The organism is Halomonas sp. 72 (genome assembly GCF_052379785.1).
Lineage (GTDB): Bacteria > Pseudomonadota > Gammaproteobacteria > Pseudomonadales > Halomonadaceae > Vreelandella > Vreelandella citrativorans.
Genome location: NZ_JBQSYY010000069.1, coordinates 1 through 260 on the forward strand (window position 1 = coordinate 1; position 260 = coordinate 260).

1 pseudogene is annotated in these 260 nt (G+C 62.3%); it reads right to left on the bottom strand.

The window, feature by feature from the left end:
* Positions 1 to 260, bottom strand: a pseudogene (locus ACT3T6_RS17760) (group II intron reverse transcriptase/maturase); the annotation flags it as partial.

A 260-nucleotide genomic window follows, 5' to 3' on the forward strand; every position in this document is an offset into this window, starting at 1 on the left:
GTCGAAGATCGGCATGAGCGCTTGCGACAGTGCTTGCTGGATGAGCCGGTCGGTGACCGTGGGGATGCCGAGTTGCCGCTCTCCCCCTTTAGGTTTGGGGATAGTGGCGGCTCGGATCTGGCTGGGGTGATACTCATCGGCCAATAGCCGCTCGCGCAGCGTTGGCCAGTACTGCTTCAGGTGGTCAGCCAGTTGATGCACCGTCATGCCATCGACACCCGGTGCGCCTTTGTTGGTGACCACCCGACGGTAAGCTCGCG